This is a genomic window from Actinospica acidithermotolerans, assembly GCF_018139625.1.
GTDB classification, from domain to species: Bacteria; Actinomycetota; Actinomycetes; order Streptomycetales; family Catenulisporaceae; genus Actinospica; species Actinospica acidithermotolerans.
The window spans coordinates 1-13,962 of sequence record NZ_JAGSOH010000005.1 but is presented as its reverse complement, the minus strand read 5'-3'; the positions used below and the strand labels follow the sequence as shown (position 1 = coordinate 13,962).

The following is a 13,962-nucleotide window of genomic DNA, read 5'->3' as shown; positions in this document are numbered from 1 at the left end:
GGTGCAGCCAATGCACCGAGTGCCGGGTGACCGGCGCCGGGGCGCGAAGAAGGGCGGCGGCAGTGTCGAGGAAGCGCGCGGGATTCGCGGTGCTCGCCTGGGGTGCGGCGACGGCCACGGCGATGGCCGTGGTGTGGGCCGGGCTCGACTCCGTGCTGCCCGCGACCGTCGAGGGCCCGCACGTCGCCACCGTCGCCGCGTGGCCGGTGCAGATCGGCGGATCGGCGGCCGCCGGGGCGACCGGCGCGAGCGCGCCCTCGTCCTCCGCAGCAGCCGCGCCGTCCGCCGCCGCGACGCACGCGGCGGGCAAAGCCTCCGCGTCCGGCTCGGCGGCGGCCGGGAGCACGTCGGCGGGCGCGAGCCCGAGCGCGTCCGCCGCCTCCTCCGCGGCCGGCAGCGAGAAGCGGTACACGACCGCGGGCGGAACGGCCGTCCTGACCCTGTACCCCGACCACGCCGTCCTCGACGCGGCCATCCCGGACAGCGGTTTCTCGGCCCGTTCCTGGACCAATACGGACATGCTGGAAGTCGAGTTCTCCCCGTCCGGATCCGGAACCGTGTACGAAGTCATCGCCACCTGGAACGGCACCTCCCCTCAAGTGAACACGTATGCCGTCGGCGGCTAATCCTCGCGCGCCCGGGGCCGCCGGCGCAGGGCGGGCAGGCCGCTCCCGGTGAGCCTGAGGGAGCCTTAGGGCGGGGTTAATGAAAGAGGGCTGTGAGCGCCGCCGCAGGTGAGTACGGTGGGGCATCGGTCCAGACCGAGCCCACCGGTCTGGACCACAGACCTCGGCCGTTCGGCCGCACGCACCACCCCCCCCACCGGAGGACCTTCATGGGCTCTCACAGCTCTGCCACGCCCGGAAACGGCGGCGAACGCACTCCTCGCGCCCCGCGCGCTCCCCGCGTCTCGCGCCGCAGCAAGCTGATCGCGCTCGGCACCGGAGCGACGCTCGCGGTGGCCGGCGCCGGCGTCGCGCTGGCCGGCGGCGCCAACGCCTCCGTGCCCGCCGCGTCCTTCAGCGCCAGCGCCTGGGACGGCGGCTACACCGGCACGTACACGATCACCAACACCACCGGCAGCGCGATCAGCAGCTGGAAGGTGGTGTTCTCGCTGCCGTCCGGCACCACGATCACCACCCTGTGGAACGGCACCGAGACCGCCAGCGGGCAGACGTACACCGTCGTCAACGACAGCTGGAACGGCGCGCTGGCCGCGGGCGCGAGCACCACGTTCGGCTTCACCGCGAGCGGCACCGGCGACCCGGTGAACTGCACGATCAACGGAAGCGCGTGCGGCGGCACGACCACGACCTCGGCGTCCGCATCCGCCTCGCCGACGGTCTCCGCCTCAGCGTCGGCCTCGGCGTCGAAGACAGCCACCGCCTCGAGCAGCCCGAGCGCGTCCGCGACGACTGCCACCGCGACGGCCACCGCCACGGCGACGAGCACCGGCACCTCCACCTCCTCGGGCACGTACGGCAGGTTCTCGCCGTACGCCGACCTCTCGCTCTACCCGCTCTACAACCTGAGCTCCGAGGCCTCGACCGAGGGCACGAAGTACTTCAACCTCGCCTTCATCACCGCCGGCAGCACCTGCACGCCGGAGTGGGGCGGCGTCACCTCGATCACCGACTCGTCGATCGCCGGCGACATCGCGAGCCTGCGCTCCGCGGGCGGCGACGTGCGCGTCTCCTTCGGCGGCGAGGCCGGCACCGAGCTCGCAGAGAGCTGCACCACCGCCGACGCCCTGGCGGCCGCGTACCAGTCGGTCATCAAGCAGTACTCGCTGACCGAGATCGACTTCGACGTCGAGGGCGCCGCGATCGCCGACACCGCCTCGATCAACCTGCGCAACGAGGCCATCGCGATCCTGGAGAAGGAGGACTCGAACCTCCAGGTCTCCTACACCCTGCCGGTGCTGCCCTCGGGCCTGACCAGCCAGGGCGTCGCCGTCCTGAGCAACGCCAAGGCCGACGGCGCGAACATCGCCGCCGTCAACGTGATGGCGATGGACTACGGCAGCTCCTTCAGCGGCGACATGGCCACCCTCGCCGAGGAGGCCGCGACCGCCACAGCGAGCCAGGTCCAGTCCGTGTGGACCAGCCTGAGCAGCGCCCAGGCCTACGCCAAGGTCGCCGTCACCCCGATGATCGGCGTGAACGACACCAGCAGCGAGACCTTCACCGTCGCCGACGCGAGCACGCTCGCCGCGTGGGCCAAGACCAAGGGCCTCGCCTGGCTCTCGATGTGGTCCGCCACCCGCGACAGCGAATGCTCCGGCGGCGCCCAGACCTACGCCTCCGCCACCTGCTCGTCCGTGGTCCAGTCGGCCGGCGCCTTCGGCCAGGGGCTCGGCGCCTACTAGACCCCGGGCTTTATCACCGCTGAGCCGTCGCGGCGAACCAGCCGCCGTCCTGCGTCAGGATCCGATCCAGGCGCAGGCCGGCGGCTTCCAGCATTCCCGGCAAGGCCTCGTCGTCGACCTCGCACGCGGTGAACTCCTGCTCCCACGCATCGTCCCCGACCTCGTAGCGGACACGCGCATGCACCTGATCCGGCGCAGGTCGCCCGAGAACGGTGAACGTGGTGTGCACGCCGCCGGCGCCGTCTTCGTGCTCGAAGTCGGTGACCGTCCCGATCCACCCGGGCGGAAACCGCTGCACGACCACGACTCCGCCGGCGGCGAGATGCCGGCGGCACGCATCCAGGAAGACCGACGGCGGCTCGTCGCCGGCGTTGATGAGGTGCGAAGGCAGTAAGACCACGTCGAAGCGCTCGCCGAGATCAAGGTCCTGAATCGAGGACTGCACGGTCTCGATCTGCCTGCAGCACGCCAGCATCTCGGCCGACTCGTCCACTCCCACGACGCGATGCCCGAGCCGCGCCAGCGGCGTGGCGATCCGGCCGGTCCCGCACCCCAGCTCCAGCACGCTCGACCCGGCGGGCACCGCGGCGTGCACGATCTCCGGCTCGCCCGCCGCCGGAAGCCGCCGGTAGAAGTCCACGGCGCACCCGTCCGGAGTGATCGTCCCCGGCCCCGTCCCGCTATTGCCCATGCGGCCACGGTACCTCGCGCGCTGTGCATGTGCAGGAGTGATCAAGTCACGCGGGGGTACGCATCATTACTCGAAGAAACCCGCAGGGCGGTGGGGGTGGGTAGGTCACGATGGAGAGGCCGTCAAGCATGGATGAGTTCGATAAGTCAGATCGCACCGTTTGGGCATCGGACGGCCGCAGGCTGACGGTGCGGGTTCTCGGCGACCGTTCCGGTGCACCGGTGTTCTTCATGCACGGGACGCCCGGCAGCAGGATCGGCCCGTTCCCGCGCAGCGCCCTGCTGCACCAACTCGGAGTACGTCTGATCGCGTACGACCGGCCCGGCTACGGCGAGTCCGACCGGCTGCCGCTGCGCAGTGTGGCGCACGCCGCCGCCGACGTGCGGACGATCGCGGACGACCTGGGGATCAACAACTTCTCGGTCGTCGGACGATCCGGCGGCGGCCCGCACGCACTCGCCTGCGCCGCGCTGATGCCGGACCGGGTCAGCCGTTGCGCGGTCCTCGTCGGCCTCGCGCCGCGGCACGCCAAGGGGCTCGACTGGTACGAGGGCATGACCGAGTCCAACCGCCGCGAGTACTCGGTCGCGGAGTCCGGGGTCGGCGCGCTGGCCCAGAAGATCGAGGCCTCCGCCGAGCAGATCAGGAACGACCCGAAGGCGCTGCTGCGCAACCTCGGCCCGGAGCTGCCGCTGCCCGACTGGCAGGTGATCGCCGACAACACGATCCGCATCGGCATCCGCCGCAACTTCGCCGAGGCGCTCGCCAGATCCGGCGCCGGCTGGGTCGACGACGCACGCTCGTTCACCCAGGAATGGGGCTTCGATCCGGCCGACATCCTGGTGCCCACGCTGCTGTGGCACGGGGCGCAGGACGTCTTCTCGCCGGTCCAGCACACGCACTGGCTGGCCCGCACGATCCCCGGCTCCATCGAGATGATCGCCGCGGACGCCGCGCACTTCAGCGCGATCGACGTGCTGCCCTCGCTGCTGCCCTGGATCGCCTTCGGCAGGCGCGACCCGATCGCGGACGCGGCCTGATCCACCGGATCCGCCGCGCCCGCCGAGCGCCCGCCGAGCGAGTCCGCGATCAGATGGGCTGGGGCTCCAGGTCCCAGTCCAGCCGCTCGGCGTCCCGCGCGGAGCGCGTGTTGTGGTGCATGGGGCCGAGGGCCACCTCCATCTCCGCGATGATGCGGCTGCGCAGTTGCCGCGCATCCGCCGTCGAACCCAGCGAATTCAGGCTGATCGAACGGTTCGATTCGATCGCCAGCACGTCCGGGTGGTTCGGCCGCAGCACGTCCGCGAGCTTCCGTGACGCGTTGAGCTCCAGCTCCTGCGCCCTCGCGTGATCGCCCTCGTCGGCCAGGCTGTTCGCGACGTTCGCCGCAGCGGTCAGCGTGTACGGGTGCTCACCGCCGAGCAGCGTGCTGAATCCGGAGTGCGCACGCTGGGCAGCGTGCAAGGCCTCGTCGCGCCGCTCCAGCTTCCGCAGGTACGTCGAGATGTTGTTGACGCAGCAGAGCGTGTACGGGTGCTGCTCGCCGAGCTGCTGCTCGTACGCCGCGAGTACCTCGGTGCCGAGTTGCAGCGCCTGCTCATGGTCGTTCAGCGCCGACAGGGCGGCCGCGTAGACCAGCGCGCAGGACTGGCGGTCCGGGTTGGAGGCCACGAACTCCGTGCGGTACCGCTCGAAAGTGTCCCGGGCCAGCGCCAGCGATTCGCTGAGCTCGCCGCCCTTGCGTAGCGACACGGCCAGGCTCTTCGCGGCGCGCAGCGTCTCCGGGTTGTTCTCGCCGACCGCGTCGCGGTAGCTGGCCAGCGCCCCGCGCAGCAGGTCGGTGGACTGCTTGTACTGTCCGGCGTCCCGCAGGTCACGGGCCAGGTTCTGGCTGGAATACAGCGTGTACGGATGGGTCGCGCCGAGCACGGAGCGCCGCTGCACATAGGTGCTCTGGTCCAGTTCCGCGGCCTTGTAGCAGTCGCCGAGCAGCCGGTAGCTCACCGCCAGGTTGTTGGCGGAGCTCAGCAGCCGGGGATCGCCCTCGGTGTAGACCCGGCGGTTGAGCGCGTGGCTCTCGCTGTCGCTCGCCAGCGCCTCGGAGAAGCGGCCGAGGCCGCGCAGGTCGCCGCCGATGCCCAGGAGCGTGGCGAGCGTGTGCGGATGGTCCTTGCCGAAGAGCCGCTCCTGCTCGGCCAGCACGCTCTGATTGAGTTCGTACGCTTCCTTGTACTTGCCCTGCGAACGCATGATGCTGGCGAGCAGGTTCCGCAGCACGAGTTGCTGCTGGTAGAGCGCCGCGCCGGCGGGGGTGTCGCGTCCGCCGAGCGTCGTGATGCGCTCGGCCCAGCGATCGTTCAGCCTATTGCCGCTGTCGAGGCCGTTGACGTACTCGCCGCGCTTCCACTGGTAGCGCACGCGGTCGATGAGCAGCTGCCTTACCGGGCTCTCGTCACAGTCGATCGCGTTGGACGGAGTCATGTGCGGCCACAGCAGCGCGTACGAAGGCCAGTTCTGCGGGTCGTCCGTGTCGCCGGACTGCGGTCGCGCGGCTGCCAGCACGCGGTGCACGGCGTGGACCGCTTGCTCGTGGCGCTCCGGCGTCATTCGAGCCTTGATGACGGACTGGACGAGTCGGTGGATGCGCAGCTCGCGCGCCACCTGATCCAGTTGCAGCAGCGAGAGACGGACCGGCTCGGCGACGACCGTGCCGATCATGCCGATGTCGACGAGCGACGCGTCGTACTCGCGCAACGTGTCGAGCATGGCGTTGGAGTAGATCAGCCGCGTGGTCGAAATGCCGTCCGGGTTCATGAACGCGCACAGTTCCAGCAGCCAGGCCGCGGCCGGGCGCCGTCGCTCCAGATCCTCCATCGCGATGTTCCACGTCGCCGCCACGGAGACCGGGTAGTCGGCGGGCGGCGTCGAGAGCACTTCAGTGATCTGGTTGCGCAGTCGCTCGATGTACTGGGATACCGGGTGGCCCGTGGACGCGAGCCAGGCGCCCGCGCTCTCGACCGCCAGCGGCAGGTGACCGACCAGATCGGCGATCTGCTCCGCCTCCGGCTCCTCGAGCCCGGGAACCGTCCTGGTCAGGTGCTCGACGCTCTCCTGCCGGGTGAAGACGTCGACCTCGAGGGGTACGGCCTGCTGTGCCCACGCCTGGTTTCGCGAGGTGATGAGCACGTGCCCTGACGTACCGCTCGGCAGGAACGGACGCAGCAGCCCGGGGTCTGTCGCGTTGTCGTAGATCAGCAGCCAGTGCCCGGCTTCGCCGCGGCGCAGCGCTTCGCGGACGGCCGCCGAGTCCTCGGTGCTGGACTCGCCTGTACCCGGCAGCCGCAGCCGGCGGGCGAGTTCGGCCAGCGCCTCGTCGATGAACTCGGTCGACTCGGCGTTGATCCACCAGACCAGGTCGTAGTCCGCGGAGAAACGGTGCGCGTACTCGCGGGCGAGCTGCGTCTTGCCGACACCGCCGAGACCGTGCAGCGCGACCGGCAGAATCACCGTCGTCGAACCGCCGGTCACCTGTCGGCGCAGCTTCTCCATCGCCTCGTCACGGCCGGTGAACACGGCGTTGCGCGCGCTCACGTTCCAGATCACCGGCTGGCCGGTCGGGAAGCGCTGGCCCTCCGGCGGCCTGGCGGTCGCGATCTCGGCGTCCGGTACGTCGGCGAGCCGGAGCAGTATCCCGGTGGCCGTGACCGGATCGGTCACGCCCTGAAGCTCGGCGGTCGGCGCCGCGAGCCGGGAGTCGGAGCGCAGCTCGGTCAGCGAGGCGACGGCCAGCTGGCCGGTCGACGACCAGGCGCGCAGCCGGGTCATCGCCTCGGCGTCACGCGTGGTCTCCGCGGACATCAGGGCGATGATCTTCGTGCTCGATTCGATCTGCGGGCGCGTCGACTGGTCGCCGAACAGCGGGTAGATCCGCGCGTCGAAGTTCGCCTGCGTGTACAGCGCTTCCAGCCACTCGGCCCACAGCCGGTCCTCCGCCGCGTACGCGACGATCAGCTGCTCCTGGCGCGTGGGCTGCAGCCGTGAGACCTCGGACAGGATCGCCTTGCGGTCGGTCTCCTCCATCTCCGGGAGACCGGTCACCTCGCCCTTGGTGAGCACCTCGGCGAGCCGGATGTAGGCGCGCAGCAGCGTGTGCTGGTCGTTCGGATCGTCCGCGAACGTCGCAAGGGTCTCTTCGTAGTTGTAGAAGGGCACGTACGGGATCTCGACCTGGCCCCAATAGCGCGAGCTGGCGAGCTCGTCGAGCTTCAGATCGCCGAACCGGGCCCTGGCCGCGGCGCGTCCGGCCTCGGCCTTGTTCTTCTCGGCCTCGTCGACGCGCATCGGTACGGCCAGCAGCCGGATCGGGTGGCTGTTGAACTTGGAGACCGCGTTCGCCACCAGCAGCGCGCCTTCGAGACCCTGGTTGTTCAGGGTGAAGCAGTCCACGACGACGTCGGGCAGGTGCAGCGTGCAGATGTCGGCCACGTCGCTCAGCCCCGTGCGGCTGTCGATGAACGCGTAGTCGTAGTTCTGCTTCATGTCCTCGCGGAAGGCGTTGAACAGCTCGCCGCCGCCGAGGCGCTCGTAGAAGCGTTCCCAGTCCAGCGTCGCGACGGTGCTGGAGTAGCTGCGGTTCTGCAGGCCCGAAGACATGTAGTGCAGCGCCCCGTCGCCGGGGAACGGCCAGCGGATCGCGATCGCGTAGTCGCTCACCCGGGCCAGCGAGCGGTACCAGTTCGGCGAACGGTCCTCGTCGGGGGTCTCCGCGGCCAGGTCCTCGAACTCGCGGACCATGTTGACCACGCCCTGCGTCGCGGCGAGGGCCTGCGGGTCTAGCAGCGAGGGCGCGAAATAGCGGTGCAGCCCCGGCGATTCCAGGTCCCAGTCGACGATCAGCACCCGCTTGCCGTTCGCCGCCAGGATCCAGGCCAGGTTCGCCATCGCCATGGTCCGCCCGGTGCCGCCCTTGTACGAATAGAACGTGACGACCTGCCCGGGCCGCTCTGCGCTCATGATCCCTGTCCCTCGTTGTCGTCGGTTCGTGCCGGCCGCGTGCGCATGGGTCCCGCTCACCCCGACCCGTGCCGCGGCGGCTCGTCCTCGGGCGGCGGGGCCAGCCGAGGTCTGCCCGAATAGCCGCCGAACGTCGAGTCGCGCAGCGGCCTGCTGTTGTTGAGGTAGTGGTTGCGGGCCCGGTCGATCACCGCGGGCAGCGCCTCGTCGAACTGCTCCGGCGTGGCGAGGTCCACCACGTGCTGCTGGCAGGTGCGCCGCCAGCCCTGCATCATCCACGGGACGGCGTTGTGCACGTGCGCCTCCAGGGCGGTGCGCTGCTCCCGCGTCTCGTGGTCGGTGGACGACCACGGCACCATCAGCCGGACCCACTCCTTCTTGCGCAGGTCGACGGTCTCCAGGTTGCGGCGCTCCTTGAACCCGCGGAACAGCCACGGGTCGGCGAGCAGGATGCTTGCGCCGGACGGCTGCAGGAAGGGGGAGTCCTGCCGGATCTGGCTGTTCACCCTGACCTCGGGCTTGACCTCCGGGGACGTCGCCGTCAGGACCCTGATCTCGGGTTGGTAGCCGAGCGTGCGGGCGATCCGCGCGGCCCGCATGGCGATCGGCTCCTGCGACTCGGGCTGGTACGGGCGCCAGTCCTCGGGGCGCTCCCCGTAGAAGTCGGGGTTGCGCTCGGTCGGCATGCTGCGTCGAACGCCGGCGACGACGGTGATGAACAGCTGCCGGGTGGATCGGCCGGGAGCGGGAAACGCCGGCGTCGCCCAGGAAAGCGCGTCTTCTGCGGCCACCGGCGGCGCCTCCGTGTGCGCTCGGCGCACGATCTCCTTGGCCAGCAGCCGCACCACCTCGTGGTACGCGCGTTCATGCAGCCGGATCAGCTCGAAAAGCCCGAGGCGGAGGTAGAGATCGTTGGAGAGCAGCGGATTCGGCCGCACCCGCCGTGCGCACTCAGGCCAGTCCTCGCGGCCCGGCCTGGTCCAGAGCACGGGCACGACGGACTCGCCGTCGTCCCCGGTGCGGGCGCGGCGCAGTTGCCGTCTCTGCTCGAACACGGTCCATTCCCGGCCGCACTGCTCGTCGTCGAAGTAGTCGTCCCCGTACAGCGGAACGAATATTCGGCAGCTCGCGAGGTTGCGGGCGGTGACCGTCTCAGGGCTCGATCCCGGCGGCACGTGGTCGGCGATGAAGCCGTGACGCAGGTTGGCGTCGAGCGAGCGTATCTCGCCGGCCAACTCGTGGTAGAAGCGCTTGACCCAGTAGTCCGGGTCGGTCCGGTCGCCGCGCAGCGGGGCCACCCGGGAATAGCTGAGGAAGAAGGCCGGCCCGAAGGCGTCGATCTCCGTCGGTAACGACGGCGCCGATTCCGGAGGCTTCGGCCCCATTGATCATCCTCTCGATGCGCCCCGTGCCCAAGATCGCATTCAAGGCAGTCCTTCCACTATAGGTGGCAAGAGGACTACGAAACAGGGGGCGCATGAGAGCGCGCGAGTGGAGCGAATCAGCGGGCGAATCGCAACTCGGGCAGTTCCTTCGCGGCGAAGTCCGCGGCCAGGGCCAGCGGGAACAGCCGGGTCGCCGCGCCGCCGACCTGGCCCGCGCGTATCCTCGTCGCGCGCGCCGCCTCGAACCTCCGGCCGAGTTCCGCGAAATCCCCGTCCTCGTGCGGGAAACCTTGGAAATCGTGCCAGTCATCGCCGATCTTGCAGCGATACGGCCGCTCATCGTGGAAGGCGCCATCCTCGCCCAGATGGAAAGCCGTGCATTTGTCGTAACCGACACCGAGAAGCAGAACGCTGGCATCGAGTTCGCGTAGCGCGCCGAGCGGGGATTCCTCGCCGAGCAGGCAGTCGATCGGGTGCCCGGCGCACACCGTCGCCGCATGCCTGCCGACGGCCGCGAACGACGTGCTCGGGTGGGCGCTCCGGTGGGCTTGCGGATGGGTCCGCACCGCCTCGGCGAGCGCGCCCATGCCCTCGGACGGAGTCGTGCGCGCGTCGTAGCCAGGCAGAAGCTTCGCGTACAGCTCTCGATCCTCCGGCTCGAGCCCCGCGACGGCCCGCTGGAAGACCTTCGAGGTGACCGACTTGGACGACGTCTGCGTCGGCACGGCCAGGGTCCCGTCCGCCCCGAGGACGTCCAGGATCGCGCCGCGCAGCGTCTTCGCCCCGCCCCTGATCCAGCCGATCTCGCGCATCGAGCAGTGCACGAGCACGGTCATGCCGGGGCGCATCCCCGCATCGGCGAGGGCTGCTCTCAGGCGACGTCGGCCGATCATCTAACGGCGCTCGATTCACTCGAGCGGAATGCGCTGCGGTGCTCGTCGCCCTTCCGGGACGCCTCGTCGAGAACCTCTGCCGCGAGGGGGATCTCCATCCAGGGCGCCATGGCCGCCTTGAGTCCGGAAACGAGGTGCGCGCCGTGCTCGGTCAGGGAGCCCGAGGTCTCCAACTGCTGCTCGATCGCCTGCCAGGTCTGTGCCCGCCACCTGGCGAAGTGGACGGCAGCCTTGGCGTCGCCGCGCTGGAAGGCACGCCGCCAGAAGTCGACGACCGCGACATGCGCGTAGACGCCCTGCAGCAGCCCTTCCAGCGGGCGCGGGTCCTCGCGCCAGGGCGCGTAATAGAGGCGCGTGTCCGAGCTGTCGTAGAGATCGAACATATCCATCAGAGCGCCGAGTTTGACGTGCTGGAACTCATGGATCAGCAGGAGGGCCAAGACGTCGGGATCCGCGGGCAGCGCCAGGCCTAGCGCACCGAACGCCTGCCTCGCGGTGCCGCTCGCCGCATGCCCGTCGGGCGACTGCATCAGAGGGGCGATAACGCGCAGTCCGGCCTCGAGCCCGGGGACGTACTCGCCGTACTGCCTCTTGATGAGCTGCCATGCCGCGCCGTACGCGGCGGCCCAGTGGGCGAACTCGTCGTCCGTCAGGCGATTCGTCGGCGGCAGCTGGAACGCGTCGCGCTGCTCGTCGAGGTCCTCCAAGAGCACGCGGGGGCCGTCTTCGCCGCCCACATACCGCGACCGTGCGATGAACTCGCGCGGTTGGCCGCCGTGCTCCAGCGCCGCCTTGCCGTCCGCTGTCGCGATAAGTCCGATTCCCGGAAGGTACACGCTTGCCGTGTCCAGCGGCACGGGCAGCTCCGCGGCAAGACCGGCGTGCGACGCGGCGGCCAGCGCGTAGCCGATGAGCGTGCCGGGATGCGCCGACACCGGGTCGTCGATCGCACGGAACGCGGCGGCGCGAAAGAAGGGATGGGAGACGGCCTTCGCCACCGCCGCGGGGTGCTTCTCGTCGAGAATCTGCAGGAGCTGCCACGCCCACGAGCCCTCGGTCGTCTGCTCGGCCAGCGCCTGCCCGGCCGCGGCCAGCAGCGTCCGGTTGATGCTCGCCTGCGTATCGGCGAGTTCCCCGATCGCGGCCGTGCCGCCGAGTCCCGAGGCGAGTTCGTCGAAATGCGCCCTGGTGACGGTGGTGCCGGCTGAGAAAGCCATGTCCGCGCTCTCCGCTTTCTGGATGGACTGGATCAGTTCCAGGAGATCGGCGCAGTAGACGCTCGGGTTGCGGAACGCCGCCGCGGAACCGTCCGGATCGGCGTCCGAGCCGCGGTAGCGGTGCGCGAAGAGGCCGCCGCCGCAACTGGTGAGCACCGGACACGAGCGGCATTGCCCGGACAGGCCGTCAGGTCCGTTCTGGCGCGCCATGACCTGAGCGTTGACGGTCGCGGCCGAAAGCGGATGATCCTGCACGCGGAGTCCGGTGTCGACGGCCCCGTCGAAGGCGACCTTGAGCGAGTCCGCCTGTTCGAGCGCACCGTCGGTCTCGATGACCAGGACGTCGCTCGGCGCCACGCCCAGCGCCTCGGTCAGCGGCGGGCCGCCGCGCAGCGTGGAATGGATCGAGTCGAACAGCCGGATGCCGAAAGGGCGCCCGTCCGCGTTCCAGGCCTCGTAGACGGCCAGCAGCCACGCGGCGTACGCGGGATCGGCCGACGTCGAGGGCCGGGAGATCCCGTCCGGCCGGGGAGGCGGGCAGTCCCACGTGGCGTGCGGAAGCAGCAGGTCGATCCTGGGCGGCTGCTCGGCCGCCACGGCCCGGTAGACGGCCACCGGGTCGTTAGCGATGTCGACCGTGCACAGGATGCCGGCGTAGAGATGGCGGTAGCGCGGGCTGCGCAGGAGTTCCAGCGCGGCGAGCACCTGCGCGTGGCTCGAATTCCCGTTCGCGTAGCGGCGATGACGGTCGTTCGCGGACCTGTCGCCGTCCAGCGAGATGCCGACCTTGAGATGGAACTCGGCGAAGAGCTCGAGGAAGCGCTCGTCGAGCCGCACGCCGTTGGTGTGGATGCGCAGATCCAGCCGCGGCGGCTCGGGGAGGGCGAGCAGCGGCTCGCGCACCGCCTCGATGATCTCCCGCAGCCGGCCGACGCCGGCGAGCAGCGGCTCGCCGCCGTGAAGTACGACGCGCACCAGGTCGAGTCGGCCCTCGGCCGCGTGCTCGGCGATCCGCCGGCCGAGCGCGGCTGCCGTGTCCGCGCTCATCACCATGGGTTGCCGACGCCAGCCCTGATCTACGGCCTCGTACATATAGCAGTGATCGCAAGCCAGATCGCACCGGGAGTGCACTTTGACGACGAACTGCCGGAAAGGCGTGAACTGCGAGCTCACGGCACCCAACCCTCGGAAGGAGACCCGCGGGTGGTTCGGCCCTCGGGCGCGGCCAATTCATCTTCGACCGACAGCCCGGACGGATCCGTTCCGGGCTGCCGATCGTGAGGAACCCTCGCCTGCGCGGGACTCCTCGCTCGCCGCAATCCTACGGGCAGTGCGGGGATCCCTGGGTGCTTCATTCGACAAATACCGACTCGCGGCCTTTGTCGGGATCCGTGCAACTGCGCGCTCGGGGCCTGCGCGCCGGAGGCTCGGCGTCTTACAGGGAGGAGTTGAACGCGGCGACGACGACCTTGCCGCCGCCCGGGCGCAGCCGGTCCAGAGTCTCGGGAGCCGACAGCCGACCAAGCGGCGCCTGGCGAACGTCGGTGATGTTCGAAGTCATGAGGGACTTCTCAGGGGTGTTCATGATGGTCCTACTCCTCTCGTCTCTCGCCGGCTGTTGACGTCGGGGAAAGAGCCCCCGCATCGCGTCAAGAAGATCGAAGATTGGCGTCAATGATCTTCACGGCAGTTGCGCCCACACTACACCGAGAAAGCCCCTGCTGCGCGGCGCCTTTAGCCTGTTCGTGTAACGGCACGAGACGGTTCGACCGTTGGGGTGAACGAGGCCATTGATCAACTTCTCCCGCGGTCCCTCAACCGGGCAGAGTAAGGCCCTTGCGGCGCCGATGCGCCCGGCCGCCTTGCCGACGGTGGCGTAGCCATAATCGTGGCTGAACCGTGATCTAAGGGTCCTGTGGCGCTATTTGTAGAACGAATGTTGCCGTACTCTCACGCCTATGCGTTTCCCTGGAAAAGCCCTTTCCGGTGGAAACCTAAAACAGGATCGGCTCGACGCCGCTAAAATGTCAAGCCTTTCTCGGCGGCGGCCTCAGATTCCTGCGTCGCGGCCCAGCTGGCGAGGAGGGCGAGGGCGTCGTGGGAGGGGGTGGCGGGCTCGGCGGTGTAGGCGACGAGGGTGAGGCCGGGGTCGGCGGGGAGCTCCATGGCGTCGTAGACGAGGTCGAGGTCGCCGACGACGGGGTGGTGGAAGTTCTTGGCGCCGGTGCGGTGGAAGCGGACGTTGTGGGCGGCCCAGCGGGTGCGGAAGACGTCGCTGCGGGTGGAGAGCTCGCCGACGAGGTCCTGCAGGGGCTTGTCGTGCGGGTCCACGCCGGCCTCGCTGCGGAGTACGGCCACGACGTCGTTGGCCACGCCGGTCCAGTCGCGGTAGTAG

10 protein-coding genes are annotated in these 13,962 nt (G+C 69.8%); 3 read left to right on the top strand and 7 right to left on the bottom strand.

What is annotated here, in order from left to right; translation table 11 throughout:
* Positions 1 to 62: 62 nt before the first annotated feature.
* Positions 63 to 626: a hypothetical protein gene (locus tag KDK95_RS03215; RefSeq protein WP_212516464.1), complete on the top strand. Its 564-nt coding sequence runs from the start codon at positions 63 to 65 to the stop codon at positions 624 to 626.
* A gap of 209 nt (positions 627 to 835) precedes the next feature.
* Positions 836 to 2,368 (top strand): cellulose binding domain-containing protein, encoded by a 1,533-nt coding sequence (locus tag KDK95_RS03210; protein WP_212516463.1) that lies wholly within the window; start codon positions 836 to 838, stop codon positions 2,366 to 2,368.
* A 13-nt stretch (positions 2,369 to 2,381) separates the two neighbouring features.
* Here the strand turns inward: KDK95_RS03210 and KDK95_RS03205 are convergent, their stop codons facing one another.
* Entirely contained in the window at positions 2,382 to 3,059 is a 678-nt protein-coding gene (locus tag KDK95_RS03205) for a class I SAM-dependent methyltransferase (RefSeq protein WP_212516462.1), read from the bottom strand.
* Between the two features lie 128 nt (positions 3,060 to 3,187).
* On the opposite strand from KDK95_RS03205, the gene KDK95_RS03200 reads away from it, so the two are divergent.
* The gene (locus KDK95_RS03200) at positions 3,188 to 4,099 is read left to right on the top strand and encodes an alpha/beta fold hydrolase (RefSeq protein ID WP_212516461.1); all 912 of its coding nucleotides are present in this window, start codon (positions 3,188 to 3,190) and stop codon (positions 4,097 to 4,099) included.
* Positions 4,100 to 4,148: 49 nt separating this feature from the next.
* On the opposite strand, the gene fxsT is transcribed toward KDK95_RS03200, so the two are convergent.
* The 6 genes from fxsT to KDK95_RS03170 form a co-directional block, all read right to left on the bottom strand.
* Complete coding sequence (fxsT, locus tag KDK95_RS03195) at positions 4,149 to 8,072, bottom strand: FxSxx-COOH system tetratricopeptide repeat protein (RefSeq protein ID WP_212516460.1); 3,924 nt, start codon at positions 8,070 to 8,072, stop codon at positions 4,149 to 4,151.
* A gap of 56 nt (positions 8,073 to 8,128) precedes the next feature.
* Positions 8,129 to 9,457, bottom strand: a complete 1,329-nt coding sequence (locus KDK95_RS03190) for a TIR-like protein FxsC (RefSeq protein WP_212516459.1) — start codon at positions 9,455 to 9,457, stop codon at positions 8,129 to 8,131.
* Positions 9,458 to 9,573: 116 nt separating this feature from the next.
* Entirely contained in the window at positions 9,574 to 10,293 is a 720-nt protein-coding gene (locus KDK95_RS03185; RefSeq protein ID WP_212516458.1) for an AAC(3) family N-acetyltransferase, read from the bottom strand.
* Positions 10,294 to 10,346: 53 nt separating this feature from the next.
* The gene (locus KDK95_RS03180) at positions 10,347 to 12,740 is read right to left on the bottom strand and encodes an FxsB family cyclophane-forming radical SAM/SPASM peptide maturase (protein WP_212516457.1); all 2,394 of its coding nucleotides are present in this window, start codon (positions 12,738 to 12,740) and stop codon (positions 10,347 to 10,349) included.
* Between the two features lie 262 nt (positions 12,741 to 13,002).
* Positions 13,003 to 13,152, bottom strand: coding sequence for a hypothetical protein (locus KDK95_RS03175; RefSeq protein WP_212516456.1), 150 nt, complete (start codon positions 13,150 to 13,152; stop codon positions 13,003 to 13,005).
* A 434-nt stretch (positions 13,153 to 13,586) separates the two neighbouring features.
* The coding region (locus tag KDK95_RS03170; protein WP_443612916.1) for an MmyB family transcriptional regulator at positions 13,587 to 13,962 on the bottom strand (376 nt) is incomplete at its 5' end.